The sequence below is a fragment of the Pseudovibrio sp. Ad13 genome (assembly GCF_001623225.1).
In the GTDB taxonomy this organism is placed as follows: Bacteria; Pseudomonadota; Alphaproteobacteria; order Rhizobiales; family Stappiaceae; genus Pseudovibrio.
In genome coordinates this window covers 1-14,636 of record NZ_LMCC01000002.1, presented here as the reverse complement: position 1 = coordinate 14,636, position 14,636 = coordinate 1, and the positions used below count along the sequence as shown (strand labels likewise).

Sequence of the window (14,636 nt, the reverse complement as noted above, 5' to 3'; positions counted from 1 at the left end):
CCCGTGATTGATCTGATTAAGCTTTTTGCAGCTCTTGGGGTGGGGTATTTGCTGGGCAGCATCAGCACGGCAGTGCTGGTTGGGAAGATGTACGGCAAGGATATCCGCGAGCATGGCAGCAAGTCTGCTGGGCTCACCAACACACTGCGCGTGCTTGGCAAACCTGCTGCGCTGCTTGTTCTTGTCGGAGATATCCTGAAAGGCATCGTTGCTTGTCTGGTGGGTCTGTATCTGGGGGTATACGCTGGTTCAGGTGTTACGGTGGACAGTGTGAGCATGTTGCTTGCCGGGGCTGGGGCGATAGTTGGCCACAACTGGCCGGTCTTTTTCGGCTTCAGAGGCGGCAAAGGTGTGCTGACGGCTGCTGCTGTGCTGTTCATGCTGGATCCGATTATAGCGCTAAGCTGCCTTGGCTCTTTCGTGGTTATTGTGGCCGCGACCCGTTTTGTCTCTCTTGGCTCGATCTGCGCTGCATTGCTGTTCGTTGTGCTTTCTTTTATTCCGGTGTTTGGTCACACGATCTACTTCCAGATTTTCGCGATTGTGATAGCGTTTATGGTCGTTGCCAAGCACCGTGCGAATATTGGTAGACTGCTCTCCGGTACTGAGAATAAGCTGCGTTTTAAGAGTGGTAAGCACTCATCGTAGTGGTACCATTCGGTTCTTAATAGGAGAAGCCTTCACAATTGAGGTGTTGGTCATTGCTTTTTCGTGGAGGGGGTCGAGTAGGTCGTCTAGTTCGCTGACGTCTTTTAGGTAGATGCGGGTGACGAAGCAGTCTTCTCCGGTGACCTTGTCGCAGGAGGTAAAGCGGGGCTCGTTGAGGATGAGTTGCTCTACGACGTGCAGATTGCCGGGGCTTGGTTGGATGCGGACGATTGCTTCCAGACTATAGCCGAGTGCCTTTGGGTTTATCTCTACCGTAAAGCCTGTGATGATGCCGTCCTGCTCCAGCTTGCGGACACGCTCTGTGGTGCTGGGGGCGGAGAGGCCGATGCGGCTGGCCAGTTCACTGATAGAGATTCTACCGTCTCGCTCCAGGATCTCAAGGATTTTGCAGGCAGTTTCATCCAGCTGTTTCATTTCTTCAGGTGCTTTCGTCTGATCGCTTTATTTTATGAGGGTAGAAAGTGTAATTTGCCTTTCTTTTTCTATATTGCATAGAGCTGTTGCTGGTTATTTTTTCAATCCTGACGATTGGAGGTTCTTATGCAGACAGATCTTTTAGCGCTTCAACATATCTCGGCGTTTTCTCATGGAGAGGAAGGTGGCAATCCTGCTGGCGTGCTGGTGGGGGATGTGATGCTTCCTGATGCGCAGATGCAGTCTATTGCGGCTGATCTCGGATATTCCGAGACCGTGTTTGCGGTGCCTCTGGCCAACGAAGAGGGGTATCGCGTGCGGTACTTCTCTCCAGAGAATGAAGTGCCATTTTGCGGGCACGCAACGATTGCGCTGGGCGCGGTTCTGGCTCAGCAGCATGGCCGGAAAGTCCATCGCCTTGCGTTGAATGAAACTATGATTTCAGTGGAGAGCTGGCAGGAGAACGGGCAGTTGCAAGCAGCTCTGCAATCTCCGCAGACCAAGAGCGCCGCATTGGAAAATGACGTGAAAGTCCAGCTGCTTGATCTGCTTGGTTTGAGTGAAGGCGATCTGGATCTTTGCATTCCACCTGCGCGTATTCATGGTGGTGCGGATCATCTGGTGCTGGCATTGACTGATAGAGCCAAGTTGGCGGGCATGGCTTATGATTTGGAAGCCATGAAGCAGTTTATGCTTGAGCAGGGTCTTGTGACCATCATGCTGGTTCATGTTCGCGGGCTTCAAGAGTTTGATGTGCGCAATGCGTTTGCGTCAGCTGGCGTGTTTGAAGACCCGGCCACGGGTGCTGCTGCTGCGGCGTTTTCTGGTTACCTGCGGGATATTGGCTGGGCACATGGTGGTGAAATCCGGATTGTGCAGGGAGAAGATATGGGAGCGAAGTCACTCATTTCGGCAGAAATTCCTGCTGAGGCCGGTAGCTCTATCCGCATTGCTGGCAGTGCACGGCGAATGATCTAACGCATTCTCTTGGTACGGTGGAACTTTTAGCCCGAGGCAGCCTGCCTTGGGCTTTTTGCTGTGGCGAAGGCTTCCTTAGACGAGTGAGAGGCGGATTTCTGCGTTTAGTGTGTTGGAAACCGTACATATTTCTTTGGCGGCTTTGATCAGGATCTCTGCTTTCTCGCGGTTCTCAAATTCAGGGAGAGCAAATTCCAAGTGGAAGCTGCCAAAGCGGTGAGGCAGCGTGGATGCTTTTTCAGCCTTTACGGTGATGTAGACATTTCCGAGTGAGACCTTCTGTTGCCTGGCTACCATCTCCAAAGAGATTGCCATGCACGACCCAAGGGCAGACATGATCAGGTCTGAGGGGGCAGAGAACTCATCGGAGTCTCCGTAGCCTGCCGAGTATTGATGACCGAACTCATTGGTCACCCAGAACTGTCCACACTCATGCGACGCGACCGTCAGCGGGCCATAGGACTTGGGTTTCATTTTTATCGGCATAATAACGTCTCAAGAGTTCTCGGAGTTTGCAGTTGGTCTGGCATGTATACGAGTAACTCGCGGCTTACGTAAATATGCAGCATGGGTGAAAAATACAGCAGCGTTCACTCGTTGGTTATTGGGCTTGCTCTACAGGAATATGTTGTAAACACAATGTGGGTGGGTGTGAGGCGCATGCTGCTACAGTATGGATGTGTTCAATTGGCAGAATTGATTGGCGAGTTTGGCAGGAAAAATGATGGCAACGAATGAGACTGAAAACCTGCTTGCGCTGCTGGTTGAAGATGACCTGGATTTGGCTGGAACGATTGCTGATGTGTTGAAAATCCACGGTATCAGTTGCGATCACGCTTACAATGGTGAGGCGGGTCTTGAGTTTGCGCGGCAGGGTTATTTTGACGTTATCATTCTTGATCTGACATTGCCTAAGATGGATGGTCTTACAGTTTGTGAAACGCTGCGCCGGGAAGGTATTGACCGCCCAGTTCTGATGCTGACTGCGCGTGATGAACTTTCTGACAAGTTGGCTGGATTTGAAGCCGGGACGGATGACTATCTGGTCAAACCCTTTGCGTTTGAGGAGCTGGTTGTGAGGCTGCGAGCGCTTTCCGGACGGCGGAGCGCGAAGGCGAAGCTGTTTGAGGTTGCTGATCTGCAGGTGGATTTTGCCCGAAATATTGCAAAGCGTGGAGATCGTGTTCTGCGCCTTTCTCCGACGGCCTGGAAGATCCTGGGTATTTTGAGCAAACATAGCCCAGCCTCGGTGAGCCGAGAACAATTGGAGCGTGGATTGTGGGGGGATGAACCACCGGAGAGCAACAGCCTTAATGTGCATTTGTACAAACTTCGTCAGCAAATCCAACGCCCTGCCGAATCTGAAATTATCTGCCGAGATGCAAACGGGGGTTATAGCCTGAGGGAGAAAGTGGATGGTGAGTAAGAAAGCAGCCAGTGCGCGCGGACGCAGCATATTTCGTGAACTTGGTATCGCTTTCTTTCTGGGCGTTATTCTGCTGTTGCTGGTCTACACGTTTTTACTGCCAATCTTCTTTGTAGCTGGCTCAGATGAGAGCATCATCTACCTACTTGAGGATCTGGGCGAAAGTTACGAGGAGGCCGTAAAGGCAAATCCTGAAGCTCCGCTGCCAGAGACCTACCTTATTCAGAGTGCCTTTTCGCTTGAAGCGCTGCCTGCTGAAATGTCTCGTCGTTTCAAAGAGGAGCCATTGGAGCCGCTGGAGCTGTACTACGATGATGAAGATCGAGGCTGTGATGCTGAGGGAAACTGCAAGGAGACCTATTATCTCTATCTGTACATCTATCCGCTGGAAGATGGCCGCAACCTTTACATCACGCTTGAGAGTACAGAAGAGTATCTGGAGGGCTCCGAGGAGGATCAGGTGGTCCTTCTTGCCTTTGCAATTGTAGGGATCGTCAATCTACTCGCCACCTTTGTGAGTGCGCGCATTTTATCTAAGCGGTTGATCCGGCCGATCCAGAATCTGGAAAATTGGGCTCAGTCATTGAATGCTGAGAATGTGGGTGAGACACCGCCCAACTTCAGGTTCCGCGAATTGAATAATCTCGCTGTGAAGCTCACATACACTGTGTCCCGTATTTCTGAATTTGTTGAACGTGAACAGACTTTCCTGCGCTATGCGAGCCATGAGTTGCGGACGCCGATTACGGTGATTGCCGGCAATATTGCGCTGCTGAAGAGCCAGGAAAGTGGTTCTGAGGATACTGTGCCCGTGGAGCGTATTCAGCGGGCTAATTTGAACATGCGCATCATTGTAGAGACTTTGCTTTGGCTGGGCAGGGAAAGCTCTGCACCGCCGCGAGTTGAGAAGCTCGTGCCAGCAAAGCTAATTGTAGGGTGCATTGAAGAACTGTCTTATCTGAAGGGCAATAAACCGCTCACAGAAGTGCTGGACTTGAGTGAGGATGAGGCCGAGCTGCCTAAAGCACCTTTGCTGATCCTGTTTGGCAATCTGATCCGTAACGCGTTTCAACATGCCCAAAAGGGTGAGATCAAAATTAGTTATCAAAATGGGGTCTTTGAGATTGAAAACCCCGTTTCAGCTGGCACCAAAGCGGATGCTACCTCTGTTTATGAGGAAAGCTTTGGCTTCGGCCTTTCACTTTGCGAACGCATAGCACGACGGATGGGCTGGGATTTTACTCTTGAAGAACAACAGGATGCCATCATCACACGTCTGGTTTTGAGACCTGCTGATACTGGTAGAGAGTAGTTTCAATTATTTGTATTTGTCATGAATAACTGAGATACCCCATGATATTACAAGGGTATTTCTAGTTTGAATCTTCCATTTATGGCGGTTCAAAGAAAATATTCTTCAATTTTATTGATATCTGAAAATTTTACTATTTAATTTACGTAGAGACAGAAGGGGTATTTGTCCGATTCGGGTGGGGTGATGCAAAGCATACACGATGAAATGGTCCAGCGGCTTTATGCCAATATCGCTCTTGGTGAGGATATTGGGCAGGCGTTTGAGCCTATAGCATCGTCCTTTCGTGAGACCATGCTCTGTTACAAGATCGTCTCACTCAGCTCGCTTGAATATCATCACATGACTTTCCTCAATACAAAAGAGGACATGGAAGCAAAGATACTTGCTGCGGGCCAGAGCAATCCATTGCCCCGATTCGCTAAATTTGCCCCATTGAATGCCTTAATTCATACCGAGGATTTCATCAGCCAAGATGAAATTCGAGATACTGATTTCTTTGATCTGGTCTTCAGAGATTATGGAGTGTTTGATCGCGTGCGCGGCTTCATGATCCACCGTCAAGGAATGGATGCGGCCATGGTTTCTGTAGCGGTGCAATCTGATTTTGATGGTCCTGATGCAATGCAGCTTGAGAAAACTCTTGAAACTGTCAGACCTCATTTTCAAAATGCGTTTTCGGTTGCGTTGCATCTTGAGCAAAGACGCGGTTTGACTGACGCCTACTCCTTCTGGCTAGATCGTATTCCAAGTGCGGCGTTTATTTTGGATCAAGGGCATCACGTTGCTTTTGCTAACAAGCAGGCAGAGGTATTTTTCAGTTCCAGCCAGAGCTTCTTTATTGACCGTCGTGGAGAGATTTCCTCTCGCCATAATGAGCATCGAAAGTTGTTTGAGGATGCGATTTTACGGTGCCGGACTTCTGGTAAGCCTCTGGGGCCACTGGTCCTGAATGGTGAGGCGGCGCCCAATCCGTTCTTTGTTGTGATGCCTATCAATGTGCTTTCAGAGACGCCTGCTTATCTAGCGCCCTTTGTACGCGGGCCGCAGCCACTCCTTTGCATGATAATGGATCCGGGTGACCAGCCCTTGGCGGAGTTGGACAACCTTCAACGTTATTTTGGGGTTTCTAAACGTGAGGCTGAGTTGCTTCAGTATCTGGTTCGCGGGGCATCTGTGGGAGAGACTTCTCACGCTCTGGAGATCAGCTACAACACTGCACGCAATCATATGGCGCGAATTGCCGACAAGGTTTCTGTAAATTCTCAAAGTGAGTTGGTTCGACTTGCAAGTGACCTGGCTGCAAGGGTGCCGCGACAGAACGTGAGATGACAGTGCCTGAGGATTTGATTGGTGTTCAGATGTAGTGTTTTCGGAACTGTGTCTTGTTGTTGACTTGTCTATGCGGGAGACAGCTGACAAAATGCATATCAGCTACAATACTGCGCGCAATCATATGGCACGAATAACGGAAAAGGCTGGCTTTGGGTCTCAAAGTGAGCTTGTTCGCATTGCCAGTGATTTTGCTGCGCGAGTTCCATCCTCATTGTCTAAGCAATAAAGGTTCTTGCATTGCATAAACGTATTTATGTCTTCGGAGCTTCATGCGCAGGTTCGACCACGCTTGGCCATCGACTTGCTCATGCTCTTCCAGTTCCTCATGTGGATTCTGATGATTACTTTTGGGAGCAAACAGAACCACCCTTCGCAGTAAAACAGCCTCAAGAAGAGCGGGTTGCGCTCATGAAACCAGCGATGGGCGAAGGTGGTTGGGTTTTGAGTGGAGCTTGTGAGGGCTGGGCGAAGGAGCTTGTCTCTCAAAGCACGCTTGTTGTTTTCATCAGTGTACCGCAAGACGAGCGCTTGCAGCGATTGAAAAAACGAGAAATGGAACGTTTTGGGGATCGTATTCTTGAAGGTGGCGACATGTTTGAGACGCACGAGGCTTTCTTTCAGTGGGCATCGCAGTATGAGCAACCCGACTTTTCTGGCAGGAGCCGGCATAGGCATGAAGCCTGGCTGAAAGAATGCAAAATGCCTGTATTGCGTCTTGATGGAAGATTAGAGCGTGATGATCTGGTTGCAAAAGTACTGCAAACATCTGCATGAGCATTGCATAATCAATAGTTTATGGGCTTTTGTAGATAAAAATAGATTTTATATTCTAAAATGTCACCGCGATTATTTGAATGAATGTAGATTTACGTAAAGGATAGGTGTGAAATTAAAGAGTAGATCTACTTGTGTGTTCAATATGAATATTACATGTGTTTGATTGTGCTTTGTCGATTCTCTAGTTTATATAATTTTGATTTAAATTTTTGGAGAATTGCGATGAAATACATTTGTGTCTTCCTGTTTGTGGTGTTCTCATTCAGCGCAAATGCTGAGTTGATCAGGTCTCAGGTTGCGGCAAACCGTACTGCAAAACTTAACGTTTATAGCTATTACGTTCCTGAAACATGCAGCTCTGCGACCTTACCAAAAGTCTCTTTTGTTAAGAAACCGGAGCATGGTGTCGTTCGTTTTGTGCAGTCCCGATCTGCACTGCCAAAGACAGCCGGCAAATGTGCGGGTAAACAAACGAACGATTTGATCCTGTACTATTCGCCGGATAAAGACTTTCGGGGCACAGATAAGGTCGTGACCAAATTTCGGATGTATTCGGCAGGACGTGTCATATCTGGTGGGAACACATATGAGATCGAAATTAAGTAGCAGTCCGTCTTACTGTCGCATGAGCAACCGTTCGGTTCATCATTACCGAGCGGTTTTTTATGGGTTCAAGCTGTCGTTATGACTGCGTACGCGGATGAATTTCATTGAGGCTGATTTGTCTGTCGGAGTGGTTTAGATAGCTGGCAGTATATCCTCATATTCTGGGTGTTTTGAGTGAAAAACTCAATTGTGATCATCTTGATGGCAATTATATTGTCGTCTGGCTGCGTGTTTTCTTTCAAGTCGTAGTGATGAAGGCGCTTAATGTTGACATGAGCTCAGCAATGCCTAAGAGTTAATTGATGAATTTTCGTAGTGGTTTGGTCGGGGAGGACTGAGCCGCTGCAAGAACTAAAAAGCCGGGACATAATAGTATCGCCAAACTAGCCGGCCGGGGGAGAGTAATATGCGTCTGTTTTCCTACAAAAACAGAAAGGTTCATCTTGGACCATATCCTTCTGAACGATTGAAGCGGACGCATGAGGCGGTTGATCTGAGGCGTGTGCCCGAGGTGATGCCAACGGTTTTCTCACAGGCCGGTAATCCAGAGATCCTGAGCAACTCGATGGCATCCTTCAGCGCGATCATGGATGCGATCCGTGATGGGGCACACAACGCCAAGCTCTCAGAGATCCCGGATGATCCGCAGGAGAGAGCCAATCACCTCAAAGCTGCTGGCTACTTCTTCGATGCCACGACGATGGGTACCTGTGATCTGGTTCCTGATCATTTTCTTGAGCGATCACTGCGCAATCCTGATCTGGATAAGCTCGCAAAAGATCTTCAGACCTTTCAGCCCAAGACTCTGGCAGCTGGCATTGACGTGACCATGGCTGATGTCCGCGACAGTGCCGCATCCACCCCCGGACCTGTGACACATCATGGCTCTGCGCTGGTGGTGCTGATGGAGCATCCGCGTGAGCCGAGAGCTGATGAGCCAGGTGGCGACTGGATTGTGGGTACTTGTGAACAGCGTTCTGCTATTCGTGCGGCTGAAGTGGCTGTGGTTCTGGCCAACTATCTGCGCCTGTTGGGTGTTGAGGCGCGTGCGCATACCACGAGCAGTGCTGATGTGGATCTGAACCGGCTGGCGGTTTCTGCCGGATTGGTGGAAGTACTTGAGAAAGACGGTGAAACAGTCGTTACCAATCCATATGTTGGCCGCGAGTTTACACTGGCAGCTGTGACGACCACGCTTGAATTGACACCTGATCAGCCGCTTGCACCACGGAAACTAGCGGATATCTGGAGTTCTCACGGCCCTGCATGGCAGCTGGGAATGGGGACATTCAAGAATGCCTTTAATCGCAAACCGTTTGAGAACCGCGATTACCACATGGGGGCGTTCCCGTTTGAGAAGATCAAGCGGGTTGATGAGACAACGACCTTTATCGATGAGCCGCGCGTGCCGCGTGTCCCCAAACGGACGGACATGTTTGCGCGTGCTCTTTTTGGTGACATGGGTAAGCCCCTTCAGGAAGCTGCTAAAAATGGGGGGTATCTCGCCAAAAACCCGATGGGGTACTGCGCCCGCCGCGCGCTTGCCGCGCTGATCTTGCTGCAAGATGGTGAGACCGCCTCTGAAGTTTCGCCGAGTGCGGTAGACCCGGATAAAAACGCGGCCAACGTAAAGTCGGCACTCTACTTCCTTGGTGCTGATGCAGTTGGCCTATCCCGCTGCCCAGATCACGCCTACTATTCTCACGATGCACGCGGTGAGCCAATTACGCCCTACCATAAAAACGCGATCTCCATTCTGGTGGATCAAGGGCATGAGACGATGGAGGGCGCAAGCGGGGATGATTGGATCTCCGGCGCACAGTCGATGCGAGCGTATCTGCGAACCTCCATTATTGGCGGTATCGTTGCCGAGCAAATCCGCCGCCTGGGGTATCCGGCCCGCTGTCATTCTGTCGTTGATGGTGAAGTTCTTCAGCCACCGCTGTTACTGCTTTCTGGTCTTGGTGAAGTGAGCCGTATTGGCGAGGTTATTTTGAACCCTTATCTTGGCCCGCGCTTAAAGTCCGGCGTGGTGACGACGGATATGCCGTTCACCTACGACAAGCCAATTGATTTTGGCCTGCAACGCTTTTGCGAAAGCTGCAATAAATGTGCGCGTGAGTGTCCATCTGGGGCGATCACAGCTGGGCCGAAACGTATGTTCAATGGCTACGAGATCTGGAAGTCAGACTCTGAGAAGTGCGCGCGTTACCGTGTGTCCCAGCCTGCTGGGTCTTTGTGTGGTCGCTGCATGAAAACATGTCCGTGGAATCTTGAAGGATTGTTCAGCGAAGCTCCGTTCCGCTGGACAGCAATGAAGATGCCATCTTCTGCCAAAGTTCTTGCCAAGCTGGATGACAAGCTTGGCAACGGATCCATAAACCCTGTCAAAAAGTGGTGGTGGGATCTGGTTGCGAGCGGTGATGGTAATTATGTGATCGCTGAAGAGACCAATGCGCGCGAATTGCAGCTCGACCTCGATCTTAAATATGAAGATCAGACGCTGGCGGTGTATCCAGCCAATCTTGCGCCGCATCCATGGCCATTTCCGTTCATGATGGACCGGGAAGCTGGGATCAAGGCCTATCAGGGTATGATTTCAGCTGAAGAATACAAAGCCCGCCTTGCTGCTGGGTCGAATGACCTGGCTCCTGTTTATGAGGTCAGTGCGAGTTCGTCTCCGGTCTTAGCAGTTCGCCTGTCTAAGGTGGATGTGGAAGCGGAAGGTGTATCCCGCTACGAGTTTATGCTGGACGACGGCTCGCCGTTGCCTGTGTTTGAAGCCGGAGCGCATATTGATGTAGTTGTGGCTCCTGAGTTTTTGCGCCAATACTCACTGGCGGGCGATCCGGCAGACAGCAGTAAATATGTGATTGGTGTTTTGGAAGAAAAAGAGGGGCGCGGCGGTTCAGCGCTCATGCACCGGATCTTCGATGAAGGACGCCGGGTTTTCATTTCCAAGCCGATCAATCATTTTCCGTTGCGTGAAGATGCAAAGAAAACCCTACTCTTTGGCGGTGGAATTGGCGTAACACCAATGATTGCAATGGCGCATCGTTTGCATGTGCTTGGGAAGCCTTTTGAGTTGCACTACTGTTTCCGTCATCGCCATAAGGCTGGGTTCATCGATGAAATTCAGCGAGCACCTTGGGCGGATAAGGCTTTCATTCATTGTTCTAGTGAAGGAACGCGGGCAGATCTGAGTACAATTCTGGCTGACTTTGAAGACGGCTATCATGTTTACACGTGTGGTCCGGATGTCTTTATGGATGGAGTGCTGGAGACTGCTGCTGCTCAAGGCTGGTCTGAGGAGAGCTTGCATAAAGAGTATTTCTCGGTTCCAGATCAGGGTGATTATGTCAACACAAGCTTTTTTGTAAAACTGGCGTCAACTGGTGAGCGTATTGAGATACCGGAGGACAAGAGCGCAGCTGATGTCCTGAATGAGAAGGGAATTTCCGTGCCAACCAAATGCTCGGATGGCATCTGCGGGGTCTGCACGGCCAAATATCAAGGTGCCGAAGTGGAGCATCGTGATTTCGTGCTGAGTGGGAAAGAAAAAGAAGACACTCTGGTTCTGTGCTGTTCCCGGGCGAAGAATGAGGGCGCCGAGCTTCGACTTGAGCTCTAGACGAACTTTTTCATGATGTGGTTTTGACGTTTTGAGGTGGGAGCAGTTGTTTCCGCCTCTTATAACTTTCTAGTGCTCTCCTGTAGCTAAGTTAGAATGCGCGCTGTTTGTCGAGATTTCTGAATTGGCGAGAGCATATATTCATCCAGATCGGCGGATTACGCCCATATTGCTGTTGGGCCGTAATGCTCAACCGAACTTAGAGCAACTTTAAGGGCTGAAAATTCCAGAGGTTGATTGGGCTGCTGGATTCTCCCATTGGCCAATTCCCTCAAATATAACGGTGTTATATTTTTATTGAGTCGTTATGGGAGGGAACTATGACTAAGGTACTTTATGAAAAAGATGGCCGTATCGCACGCATTACACTGAACAGGCCTGAGATGATGAATGCTATTGATATGGATATTCCGCAAGAGCTGGCGGCTTGTGTGGCACGGGCGAACTCAGATGACGGTGTTCATGTCATTGTGCTTGGCGGTAATGGGCCTGCGTTTTGTGCGGGATATGACCTGACGGCTTATGCTGAAACGGAGGGAAGTAATCCGGGTGTTCAGGAAATGCCTTGGGACCCTATGAAGGATTATGCCTTCATGAAACAAAACACAGATCTATTTATGTCGTTGTGGCGCAGTTATCGGCCTGTCATTGCAAAAGTGCACGGCCACGCCGTTGCAGGTGGTTCCGACATTGCATTGTGTTCTGACATGATTGTTATGGCAGAGGATGCGCATATTGGTTACATGCCGGTCCGAGTGTGGGGATGTCCTACAACTGCAATGTGGGTTTATCGGCTTGGCCCGGAACGTGCAAAACGCATGCTGTTGACTGGCGACAAAATTGATGGCCGAGAGGCAGAGCGAATTGGTCTGATCCATAAAGCTGTGCCCTTAGATCAAATTGATGAGGAAGTTGAAAAGCTTGCTGAGCGGATGGCTGGTATTCCGGTGAACCAGCTGATGATGCAAAAACTCATGATCAACCAGGCGATTGAGTCCATGGGGCTTTACCAGACGCAAATGATAGCGACGCTCTTTGATGGTATTACGCGCCATAGCCCTGAAGGCATGAATTTTAAACAGCGGGCGGAAGACGTGTCTTGGAAACAGGCTGTTCGCGAGCGTGATCAAGGCACATTTGATTGGACCGCTAATCGCCCGATTAATGCGCCTCTTTAATGTGAGAAACGATGCCTGATTTACATGATCAAGAAAGCACGAAGGTTGATGCCCGCCAAATGCGGGCAGATCACCTGAGAGGGGCACGCCGGTCACTCATTGTGAATGCTGCACGTGATGTTTTCACAAAAGAAGGTCTCGACGGGGCTTCGATGCGCTCCATTGCCCGAACTGCCGGATGTACGACCGGTGCGATCTACCCTTATTTTCATGGCAAAGAAGAGCTTTACTGTGCTGTTTTACAAGAAGCGCTAGAGCAGCTGCATATCAACGTTACCGAGGCCATTGAAACCTGCTTGTCTATAGAAGAGAAGGCTCAGGCTGGTGTACTTGCATTCTTTGATTTCTATAATGAACGCCCGGATGAACTTGCTTTGGGTTTGTATGTGTTCAGTGGATTGAAGCGGGTTGGATTGGGGCGTGAGCTTGATGGTGTTCTTAACGTGCAAGTTAGTGGGGTGATTGACTTGATTGAGGGCTGCGCTCGTGCTGGAGGAAGGTCTCCGGAATGGACGGCTGGTGCGATTGCGCATTGCATGGGGTTGTTAGTGATGGGGCATACTGGCCGGTTGTCTCATTGGGACTATGACGGGCGCTACCTGTTGGAGCAATTTTTACTTCGATGATTGGCCCTTGCCTCCTTTCTAGGTGAAAGCCGGATGGTGCATTCCAGCTTGGTGAAGTGTAAATTAGCCAGCAGCGGTGCACAGGGCGCTTAACAAATTCATTATTCGATTATCAAAGAACTCGGGCTTTACCGATAGTCGGGTTGTCTGTGTTGGTTTTGATAGTGAGGCTTGTTTTGATCTCGGTCCATTCCTGTAATGTTCCCCTTGAGTCTTTGTTGGCGGTGATTTGGTTGCCGAGATTGGGTTGATATTTGGAGCTGGTTTGATTTGAAGGCTTGAGGTGCTTTGAGTTTGGCCTTTTGCTTTGGGTGTTGATGTTGTTTGTGCTTGTTGCATGTTGGAGCAAGGGGATGCGGTGAAGTGCAGGGCTGATGCGAACCCGCTTTTGTCGTGGTGCGTGCAGTATCGGGCTAAAACGGAACCTTCTTGTTGTGATGGGTGCGGTGCCGGGTTGAATTGAGCGTTCTCTTGGACCTGGGTGTGCTGAGTTAAATGTTTGCTGATTTGATTTAAGGTGACGGCTTTACGGTTTGTCCGATGCCGATGCCGATGCCGATGCCGGTGTTGTCGTGCTGAGTTCGGGGATATGTTTTTCTGGAGCGGGAATAGATGTTGGCAGATGGGGAATAAGTCTGCTTCTGGGCCTTGCTTCTGGTTGCTTCTTTGGACTGTCTTGATGTGAGGTCTTTTGTGGCCTTACTCCGCTGTTTGACCTGCTGGCTTTACATAGCAACGTAACATTGCAGGTTTGAACGCAAAAAAACGCAAAGCCTCTCAAATCTGGCGTTGTGGTGTTTTTAGGTCGCTGAAGGTGGTTTTTGTTGTTGCGCTTTGTGTGTTGGTTTGGCTTTTGGGCTCACGGCTCACGGCTCACGGCTCACGGCTCACGGCTCACGGCTCACGGCTCACGGCTCACGGCTCACGGCTCATTGTTGTAAGGCCGAAAAGCTATCTCATCCTTTCTCTAGTGTCTGTCCTTTAAGAGTTGCCTATGATTGGTGACGCTCATCTCTATGACGGTTGCTTTGGCTTGCTCAGCACTTTGGCGCTAGCTGTCAGAGTAGAGGGTGCAGAAGTTTTGCTGCCAGGGTCTCTGTTTGCATCTTCGTCAGGCTCTTCTGTGTGTTTCCATCTCTCATTGTTGCTCTTGGAGTGCTGTGCTGTTTGGCGGAGCTCTTTCTTAGCCAGCTTTTGAGGGTTCTGGGCGGTCCTGATTGAGTGGTGTGTTTTCCAAGTGTCTGTGTAAATTTTGGATTTGTTAATTTTTGATGTTTTGGCTGGTTGTTATTGGCTTGTTTCTGGGGTTTTTGTGGTGTTGGTGGTGGTGTATGGGTTGATATATGAAGTTATTGAATTGTTTGAATTTTAGTTTTTGCCCGATTGTTTTGTTTTTTTGGAGTTTGCGTGTTGACGGGTCGGTCTGGTATCCCTATAACCCGCTTCACGCCACCGGGGCGGGCCACTGAGGCGCGGTTCTGGAGGCACAAAAACAGAAGGATTTACGGGTTTTTTAAGAGGTCTTGTAAGTCTGGATATTGAGGCGAAAGTCTCCGCTCATTGACAATTGAATACGGAAGAAGAAAGAGAAACGTGGACGGCGGTTATTCGCGAGTGTCTTGGTAACAAGACGCTGTTACGGAATAGCTGACTTAGTTTACGTTTTTCAGAACACCAAAGATTT

The 14,636-nt window shown here is 49.8% G+C and carries 13 protein-coding genes; 11 read left to right on the top strand and 2 right to left on the bottom strand.

Annotated elements, in window-relative coordinates; translation table 11 throughout:
* Nucleotides 1-3 precede the first annotated feature (3 nt).
* The gene (gene plsY, locus PsAD13_RS00855) at nucleotides 4-648 is read left to right on the top strand and encodes a glycerol-3-phosphate 1-O-acyltransferase PlsY (protein ID WP_063317039.1); all 645 of its coding nucleotides are present in this window, start codon (nucleotides 4-6) and stop codon (nucleotides 646-648) included.
* Here the strand turns inward: plsY and PsAD13_RS00850 are convergent.
* The gene (locus tag PsAD13_RS00850) at nucleotides 640-1,083 is read right to left on the bottom strand and encodes an Lrp/AsnC family transcriptional regulator (RefSeq protein WP_063290444.1); all 444 of its coding nucleotides are present in this window, start codon (nucleotides 1,081-1,083) and stop codon (nucleotides 640-642) included. The two genes, plsY and PsAD13_RS00850, sit on opposite strands and share 9 nt — an antisense overlap.
* A gap of 126 nt (nucleotides 1,084-1,209) precedes the next feature.
* Here PsAD13_RS00850 and PsAD13_RS00845 point away from each other — a divergent pair, with 126 nt between their 5' ends.
* Complete coding sequence (locus PsAD13_RS00845; protein WP_063304507.1) at nucleotides 1,210-2,061, top strand: PhzF family phenazine biosynthesis protein; 852 nt, start codon at nucleotides 1,210-1,212, stop codon at nucleotides 2,059-2,061.
* A gap of 75 nt (nucleotides 2,062-2,136) precedes the next feature.
* Here PsAD13_RS00845 and PsAD13_RS00840 read toward each other — a convergent pair whose 3' ends face one another.
* Nucleotides 2,137-2,547, bottom strand: coding sequence for an OsmC family protein (locus PsAD13_RS00840; RefSeq protein ID WP_063304508.1), 411 nt, complete (start codon nucleotides 2,545-2,547; stop codon nucleotides 2,137-2,139).
* A 235-nt stretch (nucleotides 2,548-2,782) separates the two neighbouring features.
* On the opposite strand from PsAD13_RS00840, the gene PsAD13_RS00835 reads away from it, so the two are divergent.
* The 9 genes from PsAD13_RS00835 to PsAD13_RS00795 all read left to right on the top strand — a co-directional run bounded on the left by PsAD13_RS00835 (nucleotide 2,783) and on the right by PsAD13_RS00795 (nucleotide 12,952).
* Nucleotides 2,783-3,487 (top strand): response regulator transcription factor, encoded by a 705-nt coding sequence (locus PsAD13_RS00835; RefSeq protein ID WP_082827085.1) that lies wholly within the window; start codon nucleotides 2,783-2,785, stop codon nucleotides 3,485-3,487.
* Nucleotides 3,477-4,799, top strand: coding sequence for a HAMP domain-containing sensor histidine kinase (locus tag PsAD13_RS00830; protein ID WP_063317038.1), 1,323 nt, complete (start codon nucleotides 3,477-3,479; stop codon nucleotides 4,797-4,799). Before PsAD13_RS00835 ends, PsAD13_RS00830 begins: the two co-directional genes overlap by 11 nt.
* Before the next feature lie 186 nt (nucleotides 4,800-4,985).
* Entirely contained in the window at nucleotides 4,986-6,131 is a 1,146-nt protein-coding gene (locus tag PsAD13_RS00825; RefSeq protein ID WP_063317037.1) for a helix-turn-helix transcriptional regulator, read from the top strand.
* 34 nt (nucleotides 6,132-6,165) lie between these two features.
* On the top strand, nucleotides 6,166-6,360 hold the full coding sequence (locus tag PsAD13_RS00820) for a LuxR C-terminal-related transcriptional regulator (protein ID WP_063317036.1): 195 nt from the start codon (nucleotides 6,166-6,168) through the stop codon (nucleotides 6,358-6,360).
* Nucleotides 6,361-6,371: 11 nt separating this feature from the next.
* Nucleotides 6,372-6,908, top strand: a complete 537-nt coding sequence (locus PsAD13_RS00815; protein WP_063291506.1) for an adenylate kinase — start codon at nucleotides 6,372-6,374, stop codon at nucleotides 6,906-6,908.
* Nucleotides 6,909-7,133: 225 nt separating this feature from the next.
* Complete coding sequence (locus PsAD13_RS00810) at nucleotides 7,134-7,517, top strand: hypothetical protein (protein WP_063291507.1); 384 nt, start codon at nucleotides 7,134-7,136, stop codon at nucleotides 7,515-7,517.
* A gap of 406 nt (nucleotides 7,518-7,923) precedes the next feature.
* Complete coding sequence (locus PsAD13_RS00805; RefSeq protein WP_063317035.1) at nucleotides 7,924-11,148, top strand: 2Fe-2S iron-sulfur cluster-binding protein; 3,225 nt, start codon at nucleotides 7,924-7,926, stop codon at nucleotides 11,146-11,148.
* Between the two features lie 320 nt (nucleotides 11,149-11,468).
* Nucleotides 11,469-12,326, top strand: coding sequence for a crotonase/enoyl-CoA hydratase family protein (locus PsAD13_RS00800; RefSeq protein ID WP_063317034.1), 858 nt, complete (start codon nucleotides 11,469-11,471; stop codon nucleotides 12,324-12,326).
* A gap of 11 nt (nucleotides 12,327-12,337) precedes the next feature.
* Entirely contained in the window at nucleotides 12,338-12,952 is a 615-nt protein-coding gene (locus PsAD13_RS00795) for a TetR/AcrR family transcriptional regulator (protein WP_063317033.1), read from the top strand.
* Nucleotides 12,953-14,636 lie beyond the last annotated feature (1,684 nt).